18 protein-coding genes are annotated in these 14,574 nt (G+C 69.5%); 6 read left to right on the top strand and 12 right to left on the bottom strand.

The window, feature by feature from the left end:
• Positions 1 to 34: 34 nt before the first annotated feature.
• The 4 genes from RS85_RS09470 to RS85_RS09455 all read left to right on the top strand — a co-directional run bounded on the left by RS85_RS09470 (position 35) and on the right by RS85_RS09455 (position 3,480).
• Positions 35 to 532, top strand: coding sequence for an ECF transporter S component (locus RS85_RS09470; protein WP_160298619.1), 498 nt, complete (start codon positions 35 to 37; stop codon positions 530 to 532).
• A gap of 97 nt (positions 533 to 629) precedes the next feature.
• Positions 630 to 1,007, top strand: coding sequence for an ArsR/SmtB family transcription factor (locus tag RS85_RS09465; RefSeq protein WP_046013196.1), 378 nt, complete (start codon positions 630 to 632; stop codon positions 1,005 to 1,007).
• Positions 1,008 to 1,009: 2 nt separating this feature from the next.
• Complete coding sequence (locus RS85_RS09460; protein WP_046013195.1) at positions 1,010 to 1,987, top strand: SRPBCC family protein; 978 nt, start codon at positions 1,010 to 1,012, stop codon at positions 1,985 to 1,987.
• 137 nt (positions 1,988 to 2,124) lie between these two features.
• Entirely contained in the window at positions 2,125 to 3,480 is a 1,356-nt protein-coding gene (locus RS85_RS09455; protein WP_046013194.1) for a flavin monoamine oxidase family protein, read from the top strand.
• Here RS85_RS09455 and RS85_RS09450 read toward each other — a convergent pair.
• Both RS85_RS09450 and RS85_RS18985 read right to left on the bottom strand, forming a co-directional pair.
• Positions 3,468 to 4,190, bottom strand: coding sequence for a Pr6Pr family membrane protein (locus RS85_RS09450; protein ID WP_046013193.1), 723 nt, complete (start codon positions 4,188 to 4,190; stop codon positions 3,468 to 3,470). The two genes, RS85_RS09455 and RS85_RS09450, sit on opposite strands and share 13 nt — an antisense overlap.
• Before the next feature lie 40 nt (positions 4,191 to 4,230).
• Complete coding sequence (locus tag RS85_RS18985) at positions 4,231 to 4,788, bottom strand: TetR/AcrR family transcriptional regulator (RefSeq protein WP_160298618.1); 558 nt, start codon at positions 4,786 to 4,788, stop codon at positions 4,231 to 4,233.
• A gap of 37 nt (positions 4,789 to 4,825) precedes the next feature.
• Here RS85_RS18985 and RS85_RS09440 point away from each other — a divergent pair, with 37 nt between their 5' ends.
• Positions 4,826 to 5,992, top strand: a complete 1,167-nt coding sequence (locus tag RS85_RS09440) for an FAD-dependent monooxygenase (RefSeq protein WP_046013279.1) — start codon at positions 4,826 to 4,828, stop codon at positions 5,990 to 5,992.
• A gap of 125 nt (positions 5,993 to 6,117) precedes the next feature.
• Here the strand turns inward: RS85_RS09440 and RS85_RS09435 are convergent, their stop codons facing one another.
• The 4 genes from RS85_RS09435 to RS85_RS09420 form a co-directional block, all read right to left on the bottom strand.
• Positions 6,118 to 6,507, bottom strand: a complete 390-nt coding sequence (locus RS85_RS09435; protein WP_046013192.1) for a DoxX family protein — start codon at positions 6,505 to 6,507, stop codon at positions 6,118 to 6,120.
• Positions 6,508 to 6,535: 28 nt separating this feature from the next.
• A complete protein-coding gene (locus tag RS85_RS09430) occupies positions 6,536 to 7,264 on the bottom strand; it encodes a ribonuclease H family protein (RefSeq protein ID WP_046013191.1) in 729 nt (242 codons plus the stop codon).
• 72 nt (positions 7,265 to 7,336) lie between these two features.
• Entirely contained in the window at positions 7,337 to 7,564 is a 228-nt protein-coding gene (locus RS85_RS09425) for a hypothetical protein (RefSeq protein ID WP_046013190.1), read from the bottom strand.
• 71 nt (positions 7,565 to 7,635) lie between these two features.
• Positions 7,636 to 7,950: a protealysin inhibitor emfourin gene (locus RS85_RS09420; protein WP_046013189.1), complete on the bottom strand. Its 315-nt coding sequence runs from the start codon at positions 7,948 to 7,950 to the stop codon at positions 7,636 to 7,638.
• A gap of 246 nt (positions 7,951 to 8,196) precedes the next feature.
• Here RS85_RS09420 and RS85_RS09415 point away from each other — a divergent pair, with 246 nt between their 5' ends.
• The gene (locus tag RS85_RS09415; RefSeq protein ID WP_200894815.1) at positions 8,197 to 9,270 is read left to right on the top strand and encodes an amidohydrolase family protein; all 1,074 of its coding nucleotides are present in this window, start codon (positions 8,197 to 8,199) and stop codon (positions 9,268 to 9,270) included.
• Here the strand turns inward: RS85_RS09415 and RS85_RS09410 are convergent.
• The 6 genes from RS85_RS09410 to RS85_RS09385 all read right to left on the bottom strand — a co-directional run bounded on the left by RS85_RS09410 (position 9,251) and on the right by RS85_RS09385 (position 14,547).
• Positions 9,251 to 10,051, bottom strand: a complete 801-nt coding sequence (locus RS85_RS09410; RefSeq protein ID WP_052703506.1) for a sensor histidine kinase — start codon at positions 10,049 to 10,051, stop codon at positions 9,251 to 9,253. The two genes, RS85_RS09415 and RS85_RS09410, sit on opposite strands and share 20 nt — an antisense overlap.
• Complete coding sequence (locus RS85_RS09405) at positions 10,048 to 10,707, bottom strand: response regulator (RefSeq protein WP_046013187.1); 660 nt, start codon at positions 10,705 to 10,707, stop codon at positions 10,048 to 10,050. The genes RS85_RS09410 and RS85_RS09405 overlap by 4 nt, the downstream gene beginning before the upstream one ends.
• Before the next feature lie 209 nt (positions 10,708 to 10,916).
• Complete coding sequence (locus RS85_RS09400; protein WP_046013186.1) at positions 10,917 to 11,987, bottom strand: M4 family metallopeptidase; 1,071 nt, start codon at positions 11,985 to 11,987, stop codon at positions 10,917 to 10,919.
• Between the two features lie 82 nt (positions 11,988 to 12,069).
• Complete coding sequence (locus tag RS85_RS09395; protein WP_046013185.1) at positions 12,070 to 12,513, bottom strand: hypothetical protein; 444 nt, start codon at positions 12,511 to 12,513, stop codon at positions 12,070 to 12,072.
• Positions 12,514 to 12,535: 22 nt separating this feature from the next.
• Complete coding sequence (locus RS85_RS09390; protein ID WP_046013184.1) at positions 12,536 to 12,880, bottom strand: UBP-type zinc finger domain-containing protein; 345 nt, start codon at positions 12,878 to 12,880, stop codon at positions 12,536 to 12,538.
• Between the two features lie 11 nt (positions 12,881 to 12,891).
• Positions 12,892 to 14,547: an FAD-dependent oxidoreductase gene (locus RS85_RS09385; protein ID WP_235282393.1), complete on the bottom strand. Its 1,656-nt coding sequence runs from the start codon at positions 14,545 to 14,547 to the stop codon at positions 12,892 to 12,894.
• Positions 14,548 to 14,574: the final 27 nt, after the last annotated feature.

Below are 14,574 nucleotides of genomic sequence, written 5' to 3'. Positions count from 1 at the left end.
GACGCCCAGACGCGTAAGCACGAGCGCACTCCTGGTGAGTGCCGCATTCGGCGCCGTGCAGTCATTGCTGTTCGTCGCCGTCGTGCCGCTGACGACGGTGCTCGCGCTCTCCGCGCCCCCGGCGTATGCGCTGATCGCCGGCGTGCACAGCCTCATGCCGTTTCTCGCCCGGATCGTCACCCGAACTCCCGGGATGGCCACCTTCACGGCTTTCGTGACCGGTCTCCTCACCTCAGCGATCTCTCCGATCGGTCCCCTCGCCGCCGTGCCCATGCTTTTGGCAGGGCTGGCGTTCGACCTCTCGCTGCCGTTGCGGCGAGAGAAGCCGACGCGCAGCCGTCGTATCCTCCTGGCCGCGGCCGGAGTCGGAGTCGTGCTCTTCTTCGTCGCGCTTCCGGTTTTCTCACCCGAGCACCTGGTCCCCCCGGTGCTCATCGCCACCTTCGCCGCGCGCGTCGCCGGCGAATTGGTGATCGGCGGCGTCGTGATCGCCGTTCACAAGGCTCTCGTGCGCGCAGGCGCGGCGCGATAGCAGGACCACAGCCCGACGACATTCGAACTTCGGCGCTCGCTCTCCTGCCCGAGAATCCTCTTGACACGGCATCCGCTTCGCTCTAACCTACAACCAAATGGTTGTACAAAGAGAACTCAGCGAAGCGGAGGTCGACCGTGTGTTCCACGCATTGGCGACGTCGACCCGGCGTGACATCCTGCGCCGGACGATCGAGCGGGAGCAGTCCGTCTCGACCCTCGCATCCGAATACGAGATGTCGTTCGCAGCAGTGCAGAAGCACGTGGCCGTGCTCGAAGCCGCGAACCTCATCGTCAAGCGCGCCGAGGGACGCGAGCGGCTCGTCCGCGCGAACCCCGAGATGATCGCCCGCGCCAGGGCGCTCCTCGCCCGATACGAAGAGCTGTGGCGGTCGCGCATCGCCCGACTCGACGACCTGCTCGCCGAGCCGGCCGTCACCGACGACAAGAACGACCGACCTGAGGAAAGAGACTGACAATGCCTGTCACCGACGTCATCACCGACACCGAGAACCTGACCATGACGGTCGTGGCCGATTTCGCGGCACCCGTCGAACGGGTGTGGAGCGCATACAGCGACCCGCGCCAGCTCGAGCGCTTCTGGGGCCCTCCCGGATGGCCGGCGACCTTCAGCGAATGGGACCACACCGTCGGCGGACGAGCCCAGTACACGATGAACGGTCCGCGCGGTGAGCGCTCCTCCGGCTCGTGGGAGTTCCTCTCGATCGAGGCGCCGCACCGCTTCGAGGTGCTCGATTCCTTCGTGGACGAAGACGGAAAGCCGCTCGAGGGCTTCCCCGCCCAGCGGATGTCGTTCGCCTTCGAGCCGACGGATGCCGGTACCCGCATGGTGACGACGAGTCACTTCGCCTCGGTCGACGCGATCGAGCAGGTCGTGTCGATGGGCCAGGTCGAAGGCCTCAAGCTGGCGATGTCGCAGCTCGACATCGTGCTGCAGGACCTCCGCGAGTACGCCCAGGGCAAGGGGCTGACCGTCGACCTGCTCGACGACGTGCATGTGCGCATCACCCGCCTCGTCGAGGGTCCGCGCGAGCTGGTCTGGCGCGCCCACAACGAGCCGGAGCTGATGAAGCAGTGGCTGCTCGGCCCCGACGGCTGGGAGATGACGGAGTGCATCGTCGCCACCGAGGTCGGCCAGACGCACCGCACCTCGTGGGCGCCGGTCGGCGACACCGAGGGTGAGCCGTTCGGATTCGAGGGCGAGGCGCTGGTCATCGACGCCCCGCGCCGGTCCGTGCAGACCGAGCGGATGATCGGGATGCCGGTCGAGACGCTCAACGACCTGAACCTCTACGAGGAGGACGGCGCGACGCTCATCACGCTCTACATCGAGTATCCCGACAAGGAGACGCGCGACATGATCCTCGCCACCGGCATGGCCGACGGCATGGAGGCCTCGTACGCGCGACTCGAGCAGGAGCTGCTCACCGTCTGACCGTTCACAATTCAGTCAGAAACCGGCCGATCCGCCCGGATCGGCCGGTTTCTGCCGTCGCCGCGAGATTCTTGCTGAGTTGTGAACGCTCGGATGCTGTCGCTCGAACCACCCGGGCGGGATAAAGTGGCGACACGATGAGGATCACGCGCCGCACTCTGCTCATGGGCGCCGGAGTCGGTGCCGTCTCGGTGCTCCTGGCGTCGTGCACACCGGACCCTGAGCCCACGCCCACCCCGACGCCGACCCGCGAACCGAAGCCGCAGCCGGGCATCCCAGAGCCGTCCGCCCGCCGCCGCAGCACCTGGACCACCGACCCGTTCTCCTACGGCGCCGTGAGCTTCACCCCGGTCGGCGTCCTCGCCGAGACCCGATCCCAGCTCGCCCGGCCCGTCGGCGACCGCCTGTTCTTCGCCGGCGAGGCGACGGACGCCGACGAACCAGGCACCATGCGCGGCGCGATCCGATCCGGGGCTCGCGCGGCGGATGAGGTCGAAGACGTCGCCGAGCCGGGAGAGCGCGTCGCCATCATCGGTGCAGGCCTCGCCGGCGCGACGGTCGCTGCTCGTCTCGCGGCTGCCGACCTGCAGGTCACGGTCTTCGAGGCGCGCGATCGCATCGGCGGCCGTGTCCACTCGGTGACCGACGACTCCTGGCCGATGCCCGTGCAGCTCGGTGCCTGGCTCTTCGCCGAGGCCGACGATGACCTGCGCCGCCGGATGGAGGCCTGGGAGATCGGCACCGTCGACCTCACCCCCGAGCAGTGGCAGGCGCCGGAGGGGGAGACCGATCCGGTCGACCCGCAGCCGCTGCAGGCCGCGATCGCCTCAGCGCAGGCGGCCCCCGCCGATGTCTCGCTGACGGACGCGCTCGTCGACGCGGGTGCCGACCCCGAGGACCCGTCGACCGCAGCGCTCCTCGCCTACCTCGCGACGACGGCGGGCGCGGATGCCGCCGAGCTGTCCAGCTGGTTCCCGCCACTGCTTCCGGCGGCGCCCGTGGCGGGTGCGCGTGACGATCTCACCCCCCTCGTCGAGGACGCCCTCGACGGCGTGAAAGTCTCGCTGTCCTCGCCGATCAGCCGGCTCGCGTACGACGACACCGGCGCGAGCGTGCGGCTCGGCACGGGCGAGGCGCTGTCGTTCGACCGCGTCGTGGTGACCGTGCCGCTCGGTGTGCTGCAGGAGCAGGACATCGAGTTCGTCCCGCCGCTGCCCTTCGTCAACCGCACCGCCATCGGCGCGCTCGGCATGGGACGCATCGAGACGATCTGGCTGCAGTTCGATGAGCCGTTCTGGGACACGGATGCCGCGATCTGGCACACGGTGGGTGCCGATGTCGGCATCCGCACCTGGGTCAATATGCGCCCTGCGACGGGCGAGAACATCCTGGTGGGGATCGTCGGCGGTGCCGCCGCCGAGGAGTTCGCCGCGCTCGACGACACCGAGGCGCTCGAGTCGGCGCTGGCGTCGCTCGCGATCTACGCGCCCTGACGCGCGCTCAGCGCCAGCTCGTCGCGATCTGGGTGCGCCCGCGCCTCGGATGCAGGAGCACGCCACGCCTCCCGCGTCGGCATCCTACTGATCAGCACGAGTCCCGAGGCGACCAGCGCGAACACCGCGAGAGCCACTCCGGAGAACGCGAGGAACTCCGCCGGCCCGCTGACCTGCCGCGGGTCGAGGAAGTAGTACGGGTACCAGCCGATGAGGGGGCCGCGCCACAGCGTGAAAGCTCCCCAGAGGAGCGGGTAGGCCAGGGTGATCGGCACGACCCGCCACGGCACGGAGCGATGCCCCGGCGCCAGCGCCCACGCGGCGATCGTGCACGCCGGCAGCCAGAAATGGAGCACCTGATCCGACCACGGCACATCGATGCGGATGCCGCGCTCGCCGCCCTGCCAGACCATCACCGCGAACACGATGCCGGCCGTGATCGTCCAGGAGAGCACCAGTGCGAGGGCGACCGTGAGCCACCGCGGGTCCTCCGCACGACGCAGCGCGATGACGCCGGCGATGATCAGCAGCACCACGAAGGCGATGTTGGACTGATTCGTCAGGTAGGCGAAGAAGTTCTGGCTGGCGATCGTGTTCGACGCGAGACCCCAGGCCAGCCGGTGGATCAACGAGACGAGGCAGATGGCGGCGGCACCGAGGCGGAGCACGCCGAAGACCGTGCGGGCCTTCACCGTCGCGTCACCGTCCATGCCATCAGCCGAGTCTACGGATCGTCGTCCGAAGAGCCGCTCAGCGGATCATCGCGAGAAGCAGGTGTCCGGCCTCGTCGCGGGACGGGGCGGTGAACATCGGGAGCGTCAGCACGTAGCGGCCGAAGACGAAGCCGACGACGGCGACCGCGATACGACGCGCGTGCTCGCGACCGAAGTCGTCGACGAGCGGCTGGAAGACCGCGTGCTGGATGTACTCGCTGATCGATCCGGCGGACCCGTCGCCGGTCGCGAGGCGGCGCGCGAAACCCGCGAGCCGTGCGCCATGCTCCGGGTGCTCCCACACCGCCAGGATGCCGTGCGCCAGACGCGACAGATCGATCACGCCGTCGCGATCGCGAGAGAGCGCGATGACGTCGTGCGGGGCGGCGCGCAGTGCGATGGCGGCGGCGACGAGACCGTCGCGGGAGCCGAAGTGATAATTGACCAGCGTGTGGCTGACACCCACCTCGGCGGCCAGGTCTCTCGATGAGACTTCGCTGAGATCACCGCGCTCGAAATGCCGCTGTGCGGCATCCATCAATCGTTGCTGCGCCGTCGACGACCCTCGCGGGCGCCCGGGGCGTTTATTGACCATGCTCGCATCGTCGCACTCGCTGCAAGACGCTGTGAGCATGGACACGCGAAGCGACACCGACTGCATCATCGTCGGCGGTGGACCCGCCGGTCTCATGCTGGGGCTGCTGCTCGCCCGGCGCGGGCTCGACGTCACGGTCGTCGAGAAGCACGCCGACTTCCTCCGGGACTTCCGCGGCGACACGATCCACCCGTCGACGCAGCAACTGCTCGGGCAGCTCGGCCTCCTCGACGAGTTCCTGCAGAGGCCGCATGCCGACATGTCGCGAGTCACCCTCAGCTGGCACGGCACCGAGCTCACCCTCGCGGACTTCGCCCACCTTCCCACCGCGCGCAAGGTCATGACCTTCATGCCGCAGTGGGACTTCCTCGATCTGCTGGCCGACGCCGCGGGTCGGCATCCGGGCTTCCACCTGCTCCGCTCGACCCGCATCGACGGCGTTGTCAGGGAGGGTGGACGGATCACCGGCGTCACCGGCACTGGCCCCGAAGGTGCCGTCGAGATCCGTGCACGGCTCGTCGTCGATGCATCCGGTCGGGACTCCGAGGTCCGGACGGCCGCGGGGTTGGCGCCGACGGAGGTGGCCGCCGCCATGGACGTGCTGTGGTTCCGCCTGCCGAAGCACGAGGGCGAGGCCTACCCGTTCGTCCAGGCGGGGGCGGGCATGATCATCACGATCGATCGCGGCGACTTCTTCCAGATCGCACACGTCATCCCGGCCGGCACCTGGACGGGAGAAGCCGAGGACGTGCCCGAGATGATCGCGCGCCTCCGTCGGATCTCGCCCCGCCTCGGCGAGGCCGCAGCCAGCCTGACCCGCGACGACGTGCACCTGCTGCGGGTGCGGCTCGAACGGCTGCGCCGCTGGTACGTCGACGGGCTGCTGTGCATCGGCGACTCCGCGCACGCGATGTCGCCGGCCGGAGGCGTCGGCATCAACCTCGCGATTCAGGATGCCGTGACCACGGCTCGTATCCTCGGGCCGGTGTTGGAGAACCGGGCGCCGCTTCCTCGCGACCTCCGCCGGGTCCAGCGGCGCCGGGCGTGGCCGGTCATCGTCACCCAGGCGGTGCAGCGTCAGATGCAGCGTCCGCTGCTGACCACGACGCAACCGGGGGCGCCGTTGCCTCGTCCGTTGCGGATGCTGCGCGACCACCCCGCCCTGACGCGGATGACGGGCCGGTTCGTCGGGCTGGGGGCGTGACCCGAGCGACTCTGACGGCGGCATCGGGCACGCCGGCTCAGGCGTCCGCGCGGAATCAGGCCGCAATCGCGGGAACGCGCCTGATTCGAGGTGTCTGCCTGATTTCGCGGGGCGAGGAGTGACCGTCAGCGACGAGGTTCGCGCGTGGACCAGAGGGCCAGCGCGACGAGCACGGGCTGGAAGAACAGGCGCACGAAGCGCTTCATCTCGGTGTCGAGCCCGAAGCCGTCGCGATGGTGCATCCACTGCGCCAGGTTCCCCGGGAACACCGCGACGAAGAACAGCGCGGCGATGATGCCGACGCGCCGCCGGTGGCCGTGCGCCCAGAGCAGCGCGGAACCGAGCGCCACTTCGGCCACCCCTGAGGCGACCACGGTCACGTCGGGATCGAGCGGCAGCGACTCGGGCACCTGCGCCTGGAACTCCTCACGCGCGAAGGTGAGGTGCGAGACGCCGGCGAAGACGAGGGAGGAACCCAGGAAGATACGGCCGATCATGCGGGCGGTAGTCGACATGATGCGAGTGTACGCCTGGCATCCGCTGTCAGATCAGGCGGCGGAGCGCCTCTTCCAGGGTCACGCCCTGCGCCTCGGCACGATCGCGGAGTCGCGCGTGCTCGTCGCCGGTGAGCGCGAGGCGCACCTCGATCGGGTCGTCGACGGGGGCGTCCAGACCGTCGAGCAGATCGGATGCCTCGGCCCAGAGCGGCTCGGCCGTCGCGGCCCGTGCGGCCGGCGGCGGCGTCGCGGGGGAGCCTGCGCTCGCGGCGATCGGAGCGGATGCCGCGACGGCGGCCCCGGCATCCGTCGCTCGTGTGAAGCCCGGCCCGCGGCGCGGCTCCTGCTTGTTCTTGTACGCGTTCGCTGCGGCGTTCGCGCGCTCGTCGGCTGCTTCGTTGAGCTCGTCGCCGGCGTGGCCCTTCACCCAGGAGAACTGCACGTCGCGTCCGCGCATGGCCTCGTCGATGCCCTCGAGCAGGTCGCGGTTGAGCACCGGGCCGCCGTCGGACTTGCGCCAGCCCTTGCGCTTCCATCCCGGCATCCACTTGGTCACCGAGTCGATCACGTATCGGCTGTCGCACCAGATGTGCAGCTTCTCGTCGGTGCCGGCGGTGGCCTTCAGCAGTTCGAGGACGGCCTGGAGCTCGCCCTGATTGTTCGTGCCGTGCGCGGACCCGCCCGCCGCCCAGTTGTCGTCGTCGATGTACCAGGCCCACCCGTTGGGGCCGGGGTTGCCCAGGGCGGAGCCGTCTGCGGCGGCGGTGATCGTCATCCTTCCACCGTAGCCGCGGCGGGCGACGCAGCCCGACCAGGGCGAGCGGCGAGAGACGCAGCCCGACCGACGTCAGTCGTCGGTCTCGTCCTCCGGCTCACTGTTCTCCGTCGAGACGGCATCCGGCACCTGCGGCGCGACCGGGAAGACGATCGAAGTCACCTGCGCACCGAGACCGAGCGCCATCGGATCGACCGGAGGCGCCGTGTCGAGCACATCGGCGGCTCCGCGGTCGAGCGGCTCGGACGGAAGGCCCGCCCATTGGTTCTCTTCTTCCTTGCGCTGCTCGAACATTCCCATGCGACCCATTGTCGCCCCGCCCGACGGGAGACCCGAGCGATTCACACCCGATTGATCGGATGCCGCGGGCGTCAGCTCTCGCGGCGCGACGCCGCGCGCACCGCATCGACGAGCTCGCGCCACGGGCCGTCGACCTCGGAGTCGCTGAGCTCTCTCTCGCGTCGTTCCGAGGGTGTGCGGGCGCGGATGCTCCAGACGAACCGGTCGGCCCCGGCCGCGGCATCCGCTTCCTGATCCCAGGGGCAGCTGTCGATCAGGGTGATCCAGTCATCGGCGTCGGGCGCCTCCGCCTCGACCCGCCACTGACGGCGGATGCCGGCGATGCCGCCCGAGCGCACCACCGCGATCACGACGCGGATGTCAGTCGGAGGAGGGGACTCGCTCATCCTCATAGACTCCCACGCCGGTCCACGCGCGTCGAGCGGCTGTGGCCAGACGCCGGCGACCGTCCCCCGACACTCCGACGACGGCAGGCGGAATCCGGCCAGGTGGCGGGGGTGCTCTCGTCTGGTGACGGATACCGCGGACAGCCGGCAGCGCCGAGGCTGACGGAGGCAGCGTCACGGGTCGCTGCATGGATGAACGTGATCGTGCGTGTGGCTGTGTCGGGTGGGGCTGTGTCGGGTGGGGCTGTGTCTGGTGAGGTCGAATCTCGGAGCCGTGCTGCTCGCCGGAGCTCGGAGTCGGCACCGTACGAACTCTCGGACTTCTCTCGTGTCCGCAAGTTCGACGCCCACGTGCACCTGAACGTCGAGGACCCGACTCTTCCCGATCTCGCTCGGGAGAACGGGTTCGAGCTGCTGTCGATCAACGCGGACTCCCCGGACTTCCCCGACCTCCTCGACCAGCGCGCGGTGGCGGCCGCACTGGCGAAGGACGACCCCGCGCGCATCCACTGGGCGACGACCTTCTCGATGATGGGCTTCGGGACGCGTCGCTGGCTCGGTCGCGTCACAGCCGGGCTGGCCGAGGCGAAGGCCGAGGGCGCGTGCGCGGTGAAGGTCTGGAAGAACATCGGCATGACCGAGCGAGACGCGGACGGCCGACTGATCCTGCTGGACCACCCGGTCCTCGAGCCGGTGATCGACCATGCACGGTCGTTGGGGTTGCCGGTGATCGGCCACCAGGGCGAGCCGCACAACTGCTGGCTGCCGCTCGAGCACATGACGACGGACAGCGACCGACGGTATTTCGAGCGGCATCCGCACTTCCACATGCATCGGTGGCCCGATCGGCCGAGCTACGAAGACCTGATCGCGATGCGGGATCGCTTCCTCACGACGCATCCCCGACTGCAGTTCGTCGGCGCGCACATGGGCAGCCTGGAGCACGACATCGACCGGCTCGCCGGATTCCTCGACCGGTTCCCGCGCGCCGTCGTCGATCTGGCATCGCGGATGAGCCATGTGCAGTGCCAGTCGCTGCGCGACCACGAGCATGTGCGCGCCTTCTTCATCCGCTACCAGGACCGGCTGCTCTACGGCAGTGACATGACCTTCAACGCGCACACCGATCCGGTGCGATTCCGCCGCGTCGCGCCGGCCATCTGGGTGTCGGACTGGCGCTACCTGGCGACCGCGGAGAGCCAGCGCGTGGGGAGTCTGCGCGCCGACGTGCCAGGCCTCGCCCTGCCGCGCGACGTGATCGACAAGGTCTACTGCCGCAATGCCCTGCGCGTGTACGCGATCAGTGGTGACGGATGCTGATCGTCAGGGTGTGAGCTCCGTCGGGCTCGATCCGTGTCGTGAGCGTTCCGCCGAGGAGCTCGGCGCGTTCGCGGAGACCGATCAGGCCGTGCCGTGCGGAGGGGAGAGTCATCGAGGGTGTGGTGCCGGCGGTGTTGTGGATGGCGAGCGTGATGTAGTCCCCGGCGGTGCGGCCGGTGATCCGGACGTCGACGCCGGGGGCGTGCTTTCGGATGTTCGTCAGCGCTTCCTGCACGGTGCGGTAGATGGTCCGAGGCGCATGCGCCGGCAGATCGGCAGGCAGGTCGAGGGCTGCCGTGGCGCGGATGCCGGACTCCTGGATGAGCCTGCCGAGGTCGTCGAGCGTGGCAGGAGGCTCAGGGTGGAGGCAAGGGATTCCACGGACGCGAAGGACGGCGACCATCTGACGAAGCTCGTCGAGAGCCTTCACGGCGTGTGAGCGCATCCGTCGAGCGGTGGCTTGCACCGCAGGATCCGTCGCCTGCATCTGAAGCGCACCGGCCTCGACCGCGATCAGGGAGACCTGGTGGGACACGACATCGTGCATCTCGCGGGCGATCCGCGCGCGCTCCGCGGCGAGGATCTCTTCGACGACGTGGCGACGTTCGACGTCGTGCGCGTGTTCGAGATGACGCAGACGCGTGGTCAGTTCACGGCGGGTGCGAGCAAGCAGGGCGAGGACGATGATCGCGGCGACCGTGACGGCGGAGGTCGCGACGGCGACCGCGACGAGGAGCGAATCGGCCAGGGCGGGCGAGTGCTCACTCCAACCCGCCGTCATCGGTCGACCGCGGAGAATGACGTGGTCAGACCCGCACGCTCGGACACGAGAGCGGCCTGCAGCCTGGTGGCCACGCCGAGCTTGCGGAGGATCGCGCTGACATGGTCCTTGATCGTCCCCACGCTGAGGTGCAGGGTGCTGCCGATCTCGCGGTTGGACTCGCCCGCGACCAGTCGCGCCAGCACCTGGCGTTCGCGTTCGGTGAGAGCCTCGATCAGCCTCGACGCGGCGCGATCGCCCGCGCCGAGATACCCGTCGATCACCGTGCGCGAGATCGAGGGTGACAGCACTATGCCTCCGGCGGCCAGAGAACGTACGAGGGTGGGGAGCTGTTCCGGATCGGTGTCCTTGACGAGAAAACCCGCAGCGCCGTCGCCGAGAGCGCGAGCGATGTGATCGTCGGAGGCGAACGTGGTGAGAACGGCCACCGCGGGCGGAGTCGGCATCTCCCGGATGTCGTGGAGGATGTCCAGGCCGCTGCGGCCCCGCATCCGAATGTCGAGCAGCACGACGTCGGGCTTTCCACCGACGATGGCGTCCGTCGTTTCGGAGCCGTCGAAGGTGCCGACCACTTCGAGGTCGGGTGCGGCGCTGAGGATCAACCGGAAGCCGGAGCGCACCAGTGCTTCGTCGTCGACGATCGCCACTCTGATCACAGGGCCCCTCTCCCGGCTCGCGCCATCGCCGCTGTTGCAGCGGGATCGGCGGACAGCCCCCACCGCAGGTGTTCCTTCTTCGTCATACCCAGTCCATCCATCGCCGACCACTCCGTCGGCAAGGGTGGACGCGCCGCGGGGGAAAGTCAATCAGCGAGCGCGATATAGCGGTATACAACGTCAGCCCGGCACAGGAGGGCCTCCTGGCGTCAGTCGGTGGAGGGGACCCGCTCGCTCTCGTAGACACCCACGGTGGTCCACGCGCGTCGAGCGGCTGCGGCCGTCTCGTCGTCGATCTCGGCGGCGGCTGCGAGGGTGGCGTCGGCGAATACGGTGAAGGTCGCGGTGCTCGAGAGCCCGCCGGTGAGCGTGCGGTACCAGACCGTGCCGGCGCGCTCCCAGGCGTTGCCGCCGAGCTCGATGGCGAACAGCGCGAACGCGCGGTTGGGGATGCCGGAGTTGATGTGCACCCCGCCGTTGTCTTCCGTCGTCCGGACGAAGTCGCTCATGTGGGCCGGCTGCGGATCCTTGCCCAGCTCGTCGTCGTCGTAGGCCGTGCCCGGTTCGATCATCGAGCGAAGCGCCTTGCCCTCGACGGCATCCGTGAAGATCTCGGCGCCGATGAGCCAGGTCGCCTGGTCGGCGGTCTGGCCGAGGGAGTACTGCTCGGTCAGAGCCCCGAAGACGTCGGCGATCGACTCGTTCAGTGCGCCGGGCTGACCCTGGTACTCGAGATTCGCGGTGTGCTGGATGACGCCATGCGCGAGCTCGTGCCCGATGACCGTGATGGAGCCGGTGAAGTCCTGGAACACCTCGCCGTCTCCGTCGCCGAAGACCATGCGCTCGCCGTCCCAGAACGCGTTGTCGTAATCGACGCCGTAGTGCACGGTCGCGTCGAGCGGGGCGCCCGCATCGTCGAGGGAGTTGCGGCCGAACGACGAGAGCAGCATCTCGAACGTCGCGCCGAGGCCGTCGAACGCCTCGTTCACGGCCGGGTCGTCGACCGGGCCGTCGTCTTCGGTGCGCACCACTGCGCCGGGCAGCTCCTGAGTGTTGCCGGCGTCGCTGATCGTGCGGTTCGGCGCATCGGAGAGCTGCGCCACGAGGGCGCCGTTCTCATCGATCGAGAGGTCGATGCGGGCGCGGAACGGCGGGCGGCCCGCGGTCAGGGTCTGCCGGGCGGCGGCTGCGGCCCGCGGGAAACGGCCCGACTCGGCCAGGCGCGCGAGGAGGTAGGAGGGGACGACCCCGGGACGCTCGAAGGATGCTGTGCTGCTCATGATGCGACCCTACGCCGAGGTGCCGACGTTCAGCATCGGACGTTCGGCCAGGACTGGCCCGCTGCGGCGAATGACCCGTTCGTCAGTCGTCCTCGATGCTCAGCACCGTCGTCCGCATGCCCTCGGACTCGTGCAGCACCGGCATCCCGGGGTGTGCGATGGAGAACCAGAAGACGCCGTCGTCGGTGTCGTAGCGGCGGCAGGTCAGCTCGCCGAGCGGCGAAGACAGCGACACCGTCGACACGCTCGTCGTCCCGGCATCGAACGCGGCATGACCCTGCAACTCCGCCCAGGTGACGCGATTCGACACGACGGACTTCGGGTCCGCGGCGGCCCAGCGGTCGAGAGTCGCGCCCTCGGCATCCGTCTCATGGAAGCGGTTCACATGCTCGCCGAGCGGGCCGTCCGGCCCCTCCAGAAGAAGGCGGATCACCTTCCGGGAACCGGTCGCATCTCGGATCTCGTCGGCCGTGAACGGGGTGGGAAGCAGTCCAGGGCCGAGCACATGCGGGTCGAGAGAATCCATGGACCCATTCTGCGCCCCCGCCTCAGGTGTGGATGAGATCCCGCCAGTTCGCCGGGACGCGACCCTTCGGGCCGGGCACGGGCTGATCGGCGGGATGGCTGGTCGGGGCGGCGAGCTCCGGACCCTCGAAGGTCGACTCGTCGACGTAGTCCCAGTACCATTCCTCGCCCGGCTCGAAGCTCTGGATGAGCCGGTGCCCGGTCTCGCGGAAGTGGGCGGTGGCATGCTGGCCTGGCGAGGTGTCGCAGCATCCGACGTGGCCGCACGCCGCGCAGCGGCGCAGGTGCACCCAGAAGCCGTCGTGGTCGTCGCACTCCTGGCATCCGTTTCCGGACGGCAGCGCATTCGTGTCGATGTCGGAACTCATCTCTTCCTCCTCTAGAAAGCCAGTGCGCGGTGGACGGATGCCACGGCGCTCGATCCTTCGCCGACGGCGGCCGCGACCCGTTTCATCGATCCGCGGCGTACGTCTCCGGCCGCGAACACCCGCGGCGCCGAGGTCTCGAACGGCAGCGGCTCGCGGCCGAGGCCCTGCCACAGCTCCAGGGTCTGCACCCCGACATCCGTTCCGGTGCGGATGAATCCCTCGGCGTCGCGGTCGAGCGTCGGCAGCCACGACGTCGCCGGCGTCGCACCGATGAAGCAGAACAGGCCGCGGGCATCGACCTCGCCGGCGGTGTCGATGCGCACCGATTCCAGCGTGCCGTTCCCCTCGAGGCCGATGACGTTCGACGAGGTGTGCACCTTCACCCGCGGATCGTCGGCGAGGCGGTCGGCCAGGTAGCTCGACATCCGCGTGCCCAGGTTCTCGCCGCGCACGACCAGATGCACCGGTGAGCCGTGGGCGGACAGGTAGAGCGCTGCCTGCCCGGCGGAGTTCGCGCCGCCGACCACGACGACGGGTTTGCCCTGCACCTGACGCAGCTCCAGCGGCGTCGCGGCGTAGTACACCCCTGACCGCTCGAAGTCCTCCCACCGGTCCAGGTCGAGCCGGCGGTAGGCCGCTCCCGAGGTGACGATCGCGCTGCGCGCGCGGATCAGTCGTCCGTCGGAGAGGGTGACGTCGAGCAGGTCGGGGCCGACTCGCGTCAGCCCCACGGCCTCGCACGGGGCGTACACGCGCACGCCGAACTTCAGCGCCTGCAGGATGGCCTGGCCGATCAGGTCGCCGCCGCTGACGCCGAAGGGGAACCCGAGGAAGTTCTCGATGCGCGACGTCGCGGCCGCCTGACCGCCCGGGGCGACGGCATCCAGCAGCACCGTGCTCAGCCCTTCCGAGGCGCCGTAGATCGCGGCCGCGAGGCCGGCCGGTCCGCCGCCGACCACGACGAGATCGACGACCTCGTCGGCATGCGCCTGATAGCTGAGGCCGAGCTGCTCGGCGACGGTTCCCGGCGTCGCGCGCAGCAGCGGCTCGCCCTGGATGTAGGCGACCGGGAGGTCGTCGACGGTGATGTCGTGCGTGCCGAGCGAGGCGAGATCATCCGGCGCGACCGTCACGGCCTTGTGCACCAGATCGAGGCGCTCGGCGAAGCGGCGAAGCGCCAGGAAGTCGTTCGACGACGAGGTCCCGACGAACTTCAGCGTCATGGCCGCGGGCCCGGTGCGGAGTGACTCGCGGCGCGCCCACAGCGCGTCCAGGATCAGGTCGCACAGCTCGTCGTCCTCGTTCATGAGGGTGCGGAGGGCCGCGCGCGTGACGCGGTACACGCGACCCGGCTTCGTCACGCGAGCCGTCAGGAACGCGCCCTGCCCGTTCAGCAGCCCCAGCTCGCCCGCGAACGTGCGCGGACCCATCGTGGTGATGACGATCTCGCCCATCCACCGCAGCGCATCGCGGACGATCTCGACCTCGCCGGACTCGATGGCGATGAGGTCGTAGCCGGACTCCCCGGTGCGGAAGACGTGATCGCCGACCACGACGTCGTGTGGAGTGCCGGCCGCGACGAGCCGCTCCCACTGCTCGTCGGTCAGTGTCGGCGACATGACCGGGTCCATCTCGACCTGCTCGACCTGCTCTTCGATCCCGCCCACCGCGTTCCCTTCGACCCTCGTCGCGTC

The sequence above is a fragment of the Microbacterium sp. SA39 genome (assembly GCF_000967865.1).
GTDB lineage: Bacteria > Actinomycetota > Actinomycetes > Actinomycetales > Microbacteriaceae > Microbacterium.
The sequence above is the reverse complement of the archived record's forward strand: the minus strand, read 5'-3'. Positions and strand labels throughout refer to the sequence as shown.